The organism is Rhizobium sp. CRRU65, assembly GCF_048551595.1.
GTDB classification, from domain to species: domain Bacteria; phylum Pseudomonadota; class Alphaproteobacteria; order Rhizobiales; family Rhizobiaceae; genus Rhizobium; species Rhizobium leguminosarum_J.
Genome location: NZ_JBLYZH010000037.1, coordinates 1 through 9,335, shown reverse-complemented (window position 1 = coordinate 9,335; position 9,335 = coordinate 1). Strand labels below are relative to the sequence as shown.

General features: G+C 59.4%; 5 protein-coding genes. All 5 read right to left on the bottom strand.

The genetic code is table 11. The features are described 5' to 3' along the window. Nucleotides 1–180: 180 nt before the first annotated feature. Nucleotides 181–3,561 carry a DEAD/DEAH box helicase gene (locus ACM5SV_RS36450; RefSeq protein WP_222017976.1) on the bottom strand — a complete coding sequence of 1,127 codons (3,381 nt, stop codon included), beginning with the start codon at nucleotides 3,559–3,561 and terminating at the stop codon, nucleotides 181–183. Between the two features lie 133 nt (nucleotides 3,562–3,694). After that, nucleotides 3,695–5,347, bottom strand: a complete 1,653-nt coding sequence (locus ACM5SV_RS36445) for a GNAT family N-acetyltransferase (protein ID WP_222017977.1) — start codon at nucleotides 5,345–5,347, stop codon at nucleotides 3,695–3,697. 271 nt (nucleotides 5,348–5,618) lie between these two features. Further along, entirely contained in the window at nucleotides 5,619–6,110 is a 492-nt protein-coding gene (locus ACM5SV_RS36440) for a hypothetical protein (RefSeq protein ID WP_012759596.1), read from the bottom strand. Between the two features lie 119 nt (nucleotides 6,111–6,229). Then, nucleotides 6,230–7,576 (bottom strand): HlyD family type I secretion periplasmic adaptor subunit, encoded by a 1,347-nt coding sequence (locus ACM5SV_RS36435; protein WP_222017979.1) that lies wholly within the window; start codon nucleotides 7,574–7,576, stop codon nucleotides 6,230–6,232. Nucleotides 7,577–7,581: 5 nt separating this feature from the next. After that, nucleotides 7,582–9,335 (bottom strand): type I secretion system permease/ATPase (locus tag ACM5SV_RS36430; protein WP_419425524.1); only part of this gene is annotated, 1,754 nt, incomplete at its 5' end.

Sequence of the window (9,335 nt, the reverse complement as noted above, 5' to 3'; positions counted from 1 at the left end):
GGTCGATCGGGCCCGCCCGATAAAACAGTCCACTGAACTGTTTAAGACCCAACGGGGCAAAGCCTCAAACCGAAACCAAATTCCCAATAATACGCAAAAGCCCGCCTCGTGCGGGCTTTTTGCGTTTGGCCAGATGTGGTCGAGGCAAGCATCCAGGATCAGTAATCGGATTCGGATCCTTCAGTTCAATTCATTCCGGGCCAGGAATTCGGCTGCCTGTATTGTCTTCAAGGCACTCGCTGTCTCCCTGAAGTAAGGCAGGGTTTCCCAGAGGGTGCGATCGCCGACGATATAGAAGCGGCGTTTGGCGCGCGTCAGGGCAACGTTCAACAGGTTCGGCTTCGATGCGGCCCAGGCTGCAGCCCCGCTATGAGCGGCATCGGCGCCGAGCACCATGAAAACCACGTCTTCTTCCTTGCCCTGGAAGGTATGCACCGTGCCGATCCTTTCCTTCAGCCACTTCGACAGTCTTGGCGGAGCCGAGCGCGTATTTCCGTTCCAATCAACCCATGTTGCATGGGCCAGAGCCTGCTTCAGACTGTTCTTGATCTCCTTGAACGGCGAAATGATATAGAGGTCCGGCAATCCGCCGTCCCGGCGATAAGTGGCGGTGAGGAGATCGACGATGAAGCCCGTTTGTTCTGGAACGGCCTGTTTGCCTGACACCCTTCCCCTGACGTCGATCCAGGCGCTGTCGCCATAAAACGGCGGAGCGTCACCGGCCGGCCGGCGCTCTTCCAGCCCGAAGACCATCTTGTTCTGATAGGCGATCTGGTTGGCAAGGCCGAACATCGGATCGATGCAGCGCCGATGTACCCTGAGGGGGCTGCCGATCCAGAGCCCATCGGCCTCCTCGCCCGAGACCGTCGTCCCATAGCGGTTGTTGGCATCGGCCAACATCTGCACCGACGCACTGTTCGGCGAATATTGTCCTGCCGCCGTATGCGGCGAGAGAGCCGAGGTGGCGGTGATCAGCGCGCTGGGCAGCGTGAAGACCGGTTCGATCTGCTGGGGATCACCGATCACCATGACGCGCCGCGCCCGCAACAGGGCGCCGACGGCCGCCTGCGGCACCGCCTGACCAGCTTCATCGATGAAGACCCAGCCGACCGAGCCGGTGTCGAGACCGTGGAACTGCCGGGCAAAGGAGGCGAAGGTTGTCGAGACGATGGGAACGATCATGAAAAGGCTCTGCCAGATCAACGCAATGTGCTCGCCGTCGGCGGGACCGTTGTTGGAAAGCAGTTTGTTGATGGCGACGATGTTCCCTCCAAAACCTCCGCCTTTCTTGCCCACATCCGCCAGCCACGCTTCATGCAGCGTCAACGCTGCTTCCAACAATGCCGAACGCAGACCTGCCAGTTCGTCCTGATGCCACAGACCGTCAATCTGGAACTGATCGGTCTCGAGATCGGTCAGGCGCCCAGGTAGGGTGGGGTGATTGAGAATTTCCCCTAGGCGGCCAAACTCCTCCCTTTTTCTGGACCAGATTTCTCGTTGCGACCGCAGTGCCTGTTCGCCACGTCGATGTCTCCGCAAAGACTGTTCCAGCGCAGGTCTGAGGGTTTTCGTAAGGTGATGTTCGCATTCCGCCAGCGCCTTGCGCAGTTCCAGCTGTCTTCGTGCATTGGCGACGACATTGTGCCGATGCTGCCGGGCAGGGTTGGTCGACAGCACTTTCTCCCACCACGCAGGAGCGCCTCGGTCGAGCAGCAGTTCCTCCTCCTTCAGAGGAGACAACCCTTCCCTGAGGCGGAGCATGTCGGCGGCAACCATATCGCATCGGTCCTGTGCGTGTCGAAGTTCGGCCGCAGCTGCTCTGACCTTTTCAAGCGCTTCGCGGCAGAAACCATCCTGCGAAACCAGGGCGATTTCGTCATGGAGATCAGCATAGCGTGCATATTCGCCGATCTTGTCGCGAACCACCTTGTCGGCGGCCTGAAATGCCGCCGATGCTTCGGCGAAGTTTGGTCCCTTATAACCCTTTAGCCACTCCCAGATGGTCTGTGGTTTGTCGGCACCGGACCAGCCGGGCTTCGGCCTTTCGGCGATCTCCATGAAGGCGAAACGTTCCTTGAAAGCTCGGCGATTCCGGGAATTGCCGAGCGCACAGGCGATTAGCCCCCATGGGCGGTCGCCGTCCGAGAGCCTGACGACCGCCCCATTGTCCTTCTGGCAAGCGACTTTGTGCGCGATGGTCTGCAGATATTGGAAGGAAGACGTTCTCGCGACCGAGCTTCGCTTCGGAAGGTCGCGCGAAATATTCTCCACGGCGGCGTTGTTGGAGGAGGCGACAACCATTTCGAATCCTGCCAGGGCCGGGATCAGCGCCGATATCGTGGCAGTGCTCCGGTCCGCGAAAATGATGCGGCGCGGCGCGCCATCGAAGGCTTCGCGCGCCGTCTTCAAGGAGGCCAGGATGCGAGCGCGCCGAACGATATTATCTGCGAACATGTCGCGAAGCAGCGTCGTCTTTCCCGTCCCTGGCGGGCCGTTGACCGAGAACAGTCCCGTTTCCGACAACTCGTCGATTGCCGAATTGATCGCGAACTGTTGCATCAGGCTCATGGCGTGGTGAGGTTCGCTGAGCCAGCGCCCGCGGTTGAGTTTTCCAGGATGCAAGGCCCGAACGATCGCCCGGCGTCCATCCTCCGAGTAGAGGTCGATCCGTTTCTCATGCACCAGCGGGGTGAGATATTGCCTGAGCGGCGCGGGGATATCGCCATGCGTGACGCGTATCATCGCCCGCTCGATGTCCTCGATGAAGAAGCTGTTCAAGATACCGATATCGTCTTCAGCACTGGTACTCTCATCCTCCTCGTCGTCGGCATCGAGCGCATTGCTTTCCGGCGGTGGTGGCAAGGAGATGAACTCTGATTTTTCCACCCGGTCCCGGTAACGCATTTCAACAGCGGCAATGGGTTTCTCCTGCTTCGAGGCAAAGCCGGCCCAATCGCAGAGCAATTCATGCAGCGTCAGGATTTCGGCAGCATCGATCGGCTGATCGGTCGTGTCCTCGGAGGATGAAGATCTCAGATGCCGCTGCGCCCGAAAGTTTTGAAGCAATTCCGAGAGTTGCCGCTTGCTGTCGGCAAATGCCTGGTAGCCGAGCGAGGAGAGGCCGGATTTCCGCACCCGTCCCAGAGCCCATGGCAGCGTGGAAACTGAAAATGTTTCGAACAGCGGCTGTCCCAAGGGAGAGAGCTGCAAGCTGGCAAAGCAGGTATCGCCATCGAGGTCGCTGCGTTCGGCGTCGTCATATTCGGCGGTATCGGTCGCAACGCAATCGAAGTGTCTGCGAATATCGGCAATTTCGGATTTGCTGAAAACGCCGAGGAACAGGGTAAAACCCGTGATCTGCTTCTCCTCGGGGATCGCTGGACGACTGAGTGCGGCACCGTCATCGCCGAGCGTTTTCGCATGCAACCAGAAAACACTTCGGCCTTCACCGGAGACGATACGACTGGAGAGATCGTAAGGAATGAAGAACTCGATTTTGTGCCAGAAATCGAGAATGGCCAGAAGCCGTTCCCTTTCGGCGCCGTCTGCATTCGTCTGCATGACTTCTCACTGAGGAGTTGCAAAAATAGGCTCGCGCTTCTTTTAGCAACGATCGCAGCGCAAAATCAAAGACCATGGTGACTGTGCGTCCCGGAGCTGCCGGACCGCATTTCCGCACCATGGCGAAACCACATCAATGCAGACGTGGCCGGCGTCGCTCGCTGAGCTGCCGTCCTCGGTTCCAGCGGGCGATGGTCTCCGGCACGACGTCCGTCTTGCCAGCGGCGGGCTCGGTGATCGAGCGCAGGCGTTCGAGGGCAACGCCCGCCTTGGCGGCATAATCGAGTGCGGTCGGATCGTCCGAATGCACGTCCTGGATCGCGGCGAAAACCGCCTCCGCCTCGGCCAGCCGTTTGCTCGCCGCAAGGGCGATACCACGCTTGTAATGCGCCTGGATGAGATGCGGCCCGATCTCGCCGACCCGGCGGAAAGTCTCTGCGGCCTGCTCATATTGATGCAGGGCAAGTTGCGTGTCGCCAAGCCGCATTTGGATCGGTGTCGGGTCGGGTGCTTGCTCGACGAGAGCCTTGTAGGCAGTCAATGCCTCCGTCAGTTTGCCTCGGTCGAACAGCAGATTGGCGAGCCCGAATTCCGCGCCGGTATGGCCTGGCGCCGATTGCAGGACCTGGTTGAAGGCGATCTCCGCCTTGCTCCGGGCTCCATTGCGGTACATGTCGAGCGCCTGTTCATAGACGAAACGAATGCTGCGCGGGTTGAGCGCGCCATGCAGGTTCTGGCCGTTGCGGGTGCGGAACAGGGTGCAGCTGATCCGCCTTTCCTCCACCCCGAACATGTACTTATAGGGTTCGTTTCCGCGCAGGAAGTCATAGGTCTTGAAGCCCTGCTCGATCGCCCGCCGGATGCAGTAGCCATGCAGGATGAGGCCGGGAGAGGGCGTCTTCCAGTTCTCGTCGCGGCCGGTGATATAGAAGAGGATGGCCTTCTTCTGCCGGTCGACGATATTCGCCAGCGCGCCGAGCGGCTGGTCGCCATACCAAAGGACCGGCACCTCGAGATTGCCGCAGTTGAAGCTGTCCATCAGCATCTCGCGCGTGGTGATGATCAGCCGCTCGGTCCGCTCTGCGCCTTTGCGGGCACTCCATTTGATCCGCCAGAGATTGAAGAGGGTGTCCAGGTCCCGATCGATGGTCTCGGGAGTTGCCATCGTGATCCTGTAAATATCGTCGCCTTCGACCTTGCGCAGGAACCGCCGGAGCTTCTGGCGCGTCTGGCTGCTCATGCGCTGCTCGAGATAGTCGTCGAAGCTTGCCGGCAGGGGGATGATGGGACAGATCGTATTGTCGATATTCTCGCTGTTCTTGGGCGAGCTGTCGCGAAACATCACCTCCGGTCCCTGCAGCGCCTCGATCATCTTCTCGCGCCGGCTGGCAGGACCGCTGAAATATTCGAGTTTCAGGTCGGTCCAGTTTTGATGTTTGATAAACGAAGCAAAGCCCGCAATGGCGTGATGCTCGTAATCCGGCCTGACGATGAAGCCGGTATAATCGGCCGCAAAATTCCCGGCCATGATGATCTCGTCATAGAAGAGCCCGGTCTTTTCGTTCAGATGCGTGATGAGGCGCAGCGGAAGGAAGGCGACATAGGGTGCTTCGGGATCGCGTTCGCGAAGGGCGAGGATGAACCAGCGGCGTCGGCGCGACAGATAGTTCTTCAGCCATATCCAGGAGAGGAAATGCTGCGCGTCTGGATCTTCTAGGAAGATCTGATCCCAGTTCTCGCGCACCGCCTCGAACCCCGCAATGGTATCGATGATATCTATGCGCATGTCCGCCCCCCAATACCCCATACGTCACTTGGGAGGTTTCATTCTAAAGGGAAACACCGATCTTCAAATAAACCGTCCGGATGATTTGAGGCGCCTAAATGGGATTAGTCCTGAGCCCGGCGCATAACCCAAAATCGCAATCGGTTTTGGTCAAAATCATACACAGATTCAAAGCGATAGAGCCAAACGCGTCCTGAAGGATGCCGAGCTTCAACGGACCTCGCCCGAAAGTGTGCAGCGGTTTTGAGAACATGAGTACATAAGGATTAGATCAGAGCTCGCCGGAGATCCGCGGGCTCGCATGGATGAAGGCCCAGAGCGTCCGGCTGATGGCGACGATCTCGGCGATCGACTTTTCCAGAAGGTCGAGCTCGCGCGCGTCCATCTGTTCGATCTTGCCGTAGCGGATCTGCTTGTCGTCCTCGACGAGCCGCATCAGCTGTGTGCTCGAGATCTCTCCCTTTTCGTCGAAGGAATAGATGCAGTGATTGTACTTGTTGCGTATCTTGGATTCTTTCTTCAACCGCGACATAGCTGAAAGGATCGCCTTCCGGTCGGAAGGGGAGGTCGAAGCGAGCTTGGACAGCCGTTCGATGAGATCGATCCGTGCGCGTGTGGTGTTCAGCGTGAGGAAAACGACGATTGCTGCATCCTTTTCCACCCGGAGAAGATGGGCGATGATGTAGATCAGCAGGCTTTCGGTGTTCGTCCAGACATAGTTCAGGCGGCCGACCCGCAGCAGGACATCGGACATCGCCGCCATGCTTGACCCTTTCTCCCCGGAGGGAATCCATCCCTCAAGGGATGACATGTGGACATTACATTAGAACAACGCGCAAGTCCGTCATATCTACAGGTCCGCCCGTGCCGGATCGCGAGCGATCAGCGCTCCTTGAAAGCCCGGGACATGCTGTCGGTAATCGGTTTGCTCAAATATTCGAAGAAGGTGCGTTCCGACGTCTGAATCAGCACTTCGGCCGGCATGCCGGGAACGGGATGGAAATTATGCACCCGCGCAATCTCGGAATCGGGTATTCCGACGCGGACGATATAGACGTCCTTGACCGAAGCTCCCGAATTTTCCTCGATCGAATCGGCCGAGACGTAGAAGACCTTGCCCTGCAGAACAGGGGTCGTGCGCCGGTTGAGCGCCGTGAGGCGGATCGAGGCCGTTTCTCCCTCATGCAACTGGTCGATCGAGGTGCGCAATACCTGCGCTTCCAGGATCAGCGGCACATGCGACGGCAGGATTTCCATGATCGGCTTTCCTGTCGTGATGACACCGCCGGCTGTGTGAAAATAGGAGCGCACCACCGTGCCCGACACCGGCGAACGGATAGTGGTCCGTTCGAGCACGCCGGCGGCCTCGCGCATCTGTTCGCGCACACTGTCCAGATCGGTTTCGGCGGTCTCGAGTGCATCGAGTGCCGCCTGCTTGTTGGAGTTGACGGCGATGACGGCTTCCTGGCGGAATTTGGCGATCTCGGCCTCGCTCTCGTTGAGCTCGCCGTTCAGTCGAGCAATGTCGCCCATCGCATCGGCGATCGCCCGCTCGATTGCCAGCAGATCCGTCCTGCGCATATAGCCGACCTTCACCAGCCGAGCCTTGGAGTCGCGTTCCTCGGTCAGCAGCGACAGCTGCCTTTCGAAGGAATCTCTCTGGCCCCTATAGCCGGCGAACCGGAATTCCAGCGACGCGATGTTCTTCCCGATCAGATTGAGCTGCTCTTCGAGCTTGATCTGCTTGCTGTGGAAGACGACGTTCTGGCTCTGGATGATCGCGTTGATATCGGGATCGCTGGCCTCCTTCGTCACGATATTGGGAAGCTGGAGTTCACGCAGGCCCTGCGCTTCGGCACGGAGCCTTGCGACAATGGCTTCCAGGCGCAGGCGGCGAAGCTGCAGCATCCGCTCGTTTGAGCGGGATGCTGTAGGATCGAGGGTCAGCAGGATATCGCCTTCCTTGACCGTATCGCCTTCGCTGACGCGCATCTCCTTGATGATGCCACCTTCCAGATGCTGGACGATCTTGTTGTTGCCGGTCGCGACGAAGCTTCCCTGCGCGATAACGGCGGAGGCGAGCGGCGCCGTCGCCGCCCAGAAGCCGAAGCCTCCGAACGAGGTGAAGAGAACCGTCAGGCCGACGATGCTGTGCATCCGGATTGAGCGCGGCACGTCGCTATACCATTCGAGCTGCACCGGACCGGCCGTCTCCTGATTCCGTCCCATGTCGTTCATCCCTCGATGCGCGGTGCTTGTTGACCGTTATTGCCGTTGTTCTTGGAAAGCGCCTGCAGCACCTCGATCCTTTCCCCGAACATGGCGACAGTACCCTCCTTCAGCACGAGGATCTTGTCGACGCATTGGAGAAGGGCCGGGCGCTGGGTGATGGTGACGGTGGTGATGCCCTGCTTCTTGGCGTGTATCAGCGCCTTGGCAAGAGCTGCCTCGCCTTGTGTATCGAGGTTCGAGTTCGGCTCGTCGAGGACCACGAACTTCGGATTGCCGAAGAAGGCGCGGGCCAGCGCGATGCGCTGCTTCTGGCCGCCCGAAAGCGGAGCGCCGTCACCCGCCACAATTGTTTCGTAGCCCTGCGGGAAGCCTGCGATGAGTTCGTGCACGTCAGCGAGCACAGCGGCCTCATAGATCTGGTGATCGTCGACGTCGTCACGCATGCGGCAGATATTGGCCTTGATCGTACCGGGAAAGAGCTGCACATCCTGCGGCAGATAGCCGATGCTTTCGCCGAACTGGCGCTGGTCCCAGTTGCGCAGATCCATCAGGTCGAGGCGAACATTCCCCGATGTCGGGACGATCGAGCCGACGAGCATCTTGCCGAGCGTCGTCTTGCCGGACCCGGAATTACCGATGATCGCAAGTGATTCCCCCTTCCTGAGCGAGAACGAGATGCCGTTGAGAATGACCTTCTTCTGCGGCGGCGGCACGAAGAGAATGCGTTCGACATCCAGCCGGCCTTCGGGATTGGGAAGACGCAGGCGCGGGAAGTTCAATGGGGAGTTCAACAGCAGTCCTTTGATCCTGCCATAGGCGGCTGCCGATCGATTGAACTGATGCCAGCCTTCGATGGCGCCTTCGATCGGCGCCAGGGCGCGTCCCGAGATGATCGAGGACGCAATCACCATGCCGCCCGTCAACTCACCGGAGAGCGACAGATGCGCACCCCAGCCCAGCAGGGTGATCTGGGTGATCATGCGGCAAGCCTTCGATATGCCGGAGAAGATGATGTTGCGGTCTTGCGCTTCGACTTGCGATTTCAGCGAGCCCGCCGTTTCCCGCCCCCACATCTTCACCGCCTCGGGGATCATCGCCATTGCGTTGATAATCTGCGAATTGCGCGACATGGAATCGAGATGGAAATTTGCCCGGCTGAGATAGCCGTTGGATTCGGCAAATTGCCGGGCGGTGAATTTCTGGTTCAGATAGGCGATCACGAAAAGCACCGCGCAGCAGACCATGATGATGATGCCGAGATGCGGATGCACGAAATAGACGACGACCACGAAGAACGGCATCAGCGGCGCATCGAGAAACGCGATCAGCGTGCCGGATGTCAAGAAGCCGCGCAAAAGCTGCAGGTCCTGCAGCGTCTGATAATCCTTGCCGCTGCCATGCAGCGACGCCCTCGCCGCGGCGCTGAGGATCGGCGCGCCGAGCTGAACTTCGAGCTCCACCGCGGTGCGCATCAGGATAAAGCGCCGCACCGTATCCATGAAGGCCTGCAGCAGCACGGCGCCGATCACGGCGATCGAGAGCATGACGAGCGTGTCGACGGAGCGGCTTGTCAGCACCCGGTCGGATATCTGGAAGAGATAAAGCGGTATCGCCAGCAGAAGGACGTTGATGGCGACCGTAAACACCATTACGACCACCATGTTGCGCCGCACCGCCGCCATCCCGCGCGAGAGGCTGGCGGCGAAATTCACAGGCTCGCTGCGCTTGTGAAAACCGCCGCCGCTTCCCCCGCCCC